Here is a 1,408-nt window from a genome sequence, read left to right on the forward strand (position 1 = left end):
CATGTCCGGATAATTAGTGATAAAAAAACTTTCTCCTTCTTCATTCTTTCTACCCTCCTGTCTCCTGTCTCCTGTCTCCTGACTCCTTCGTCGTTTATTTATAACTGTTCAACCGGACATGATATAACTTATTAAACTCTTAAAAGAGGTGGCCGAGCAATTGAAATGCAATCAATCAAGACTAAATTAAAAGTTAACAATAAACAAAAAACAATACTTGCCAAGCACGCAGGTGTAGCCCGTCATGCTTATAACTGGGGATTAGCTACTTGTATTTGTGAATATGAATCAAGCAAGAAACGACTGAGTGCCATCACTTTACATAAACGCTTGGTGGCTGAAGTAAAAAGTCAAAATCCTTGGTATTATGAAGTATCAAAGTGCGCCCCTCAACAAGCATTAAGAGACTTAGAGAGGGCATTTAAGAACTTTTTAACTGTCCCCAAACGTGGATTCCCTCAGTTTAAGAAAAAAGGGAAAAAAGACAGTTTCTATCTAGAAGGAAGCATTAAAATCCTGAAAGGAAACTATATAAAACTCCCCAGAATCGGAATAGTAAAAACTTATGAAATCTTACCCTCTGTGCCAGTCAAAAATGTAAGAATATCTAAACGTGCAGGTGATTGGTACATTAGTTTTACATATGATTATCAAGCCAACCCTACTACAAAAAAACGAGATGTTATCGGTGTAGATGTAGGCATAAATACTCTGGCAACTTGTAGCGATGGCACACCCTTTGGCAACCCTAAAGCCTATCAGCAAGCAAAAAAACGACTAACTCGTTATCAACGCCGTGTCAGCAAAAAGAAGCTTGGCTCTTTTAACAGAGCCAAAGCCATCAAAAAGCTAGCAAGACTACACAAAAAAGTAGTAGATATCAGAGCAGACACACTACATAAACTGACAACATGGGCGAGCTTTGAACCACAGCAACATAGTCATAGAAGATTTGAATGTAAGTGGAATGCTCAAAAACCATAAATTGGCAAGTGCCATAGCAGACTGTGGCTTTTATGAATTTAAGCGTCAACTTACATACAAGTGTGAATGGAATGGAAGCCAGCTCTTGATAGCTGATAGATTTTACCCAAGTTCTCAAATATGTTCTCAGTGTGGGCATCAACAGAAAATGCCTTTACATCAGAGAATTTATAATTGTGCTAACTGTGGATTTACTGCTGACAGAGACTTTAATGCTGCTGTCAACCTAGAAAATTATGCACGTCAGTAGCTTGAGTTTCAAGCGATTTTAAGCCTGTGGAGAAGATAAGTTACAGACTGCGGTCAGTGATCTTCTGTGTTTGCGCAGCATTCCGTAGGAAAACAGGAAGCTAACTCCAAAGCTCATGCAATCATTCATGGGTAAGTTTGGGTAAGTTTAGTAGAACGGAAGGCTTTATATCAA

At 38.6% G+C, this 1,408-nt stretch carries 2 protein-coding genes; both read left to right on the forward strand.

Annotation, left to right across the window (positions count from 1 at the left end):
• Positions 1-165: 165 nt before the first annotated feature.
• Positions 166-984 carry a transposase gene (locus tag F6K13_RS33160; protein ID WP_282433660.1) on the forward strand — a complete coding sequence of 273 codons (819 nt, stop codon included), beginning with the start codon at positions 166-168 and terminating at the stop codon, positions 982-984.
• Positions 968-1,234, forward strand: coding sequence for an RNA-guided endonuclease TnpB family protein (locus F6K13_RS33165; protein ID WP_282433661.1), 267 nt, complete (start codon positions 968-970; stop codon positions 1,232-1,234). The genes F6K13_RS33160 and F6K13_RS33165 overlap by 17 nt, the downstream gene beginning before the upstream one ends.
• Positions 1,235-1,408 lie beyond the last annotated feature (174 nt).

Source organism: Okeania sp. SIO2B9 (assembly GCF_010672505.1).
Lineage (GTDB): Bacteria > Cyanobacteriota > Cyanobacteriia > Cyanobacteriales > Microcoleaceae > Okeania > Okeania hirsuta.

Excerpts from the sequence above, each read along its gene's own strand:
- F6K13_RS33160 (WP_282433660.1), top strand. The coding sequence starts at position 166 with ATGCAATCAATCAAGACTAAATTAAAAGTTAACAATAAACAAAAAACA.
- F6K13_RS33165 (WP_282433661.1), top strand. The coding sequence starts at position 968 with ATGCTCAAAAACCATAAATTGGCAAGTGCCATAGCAGACTGTGGCTTT.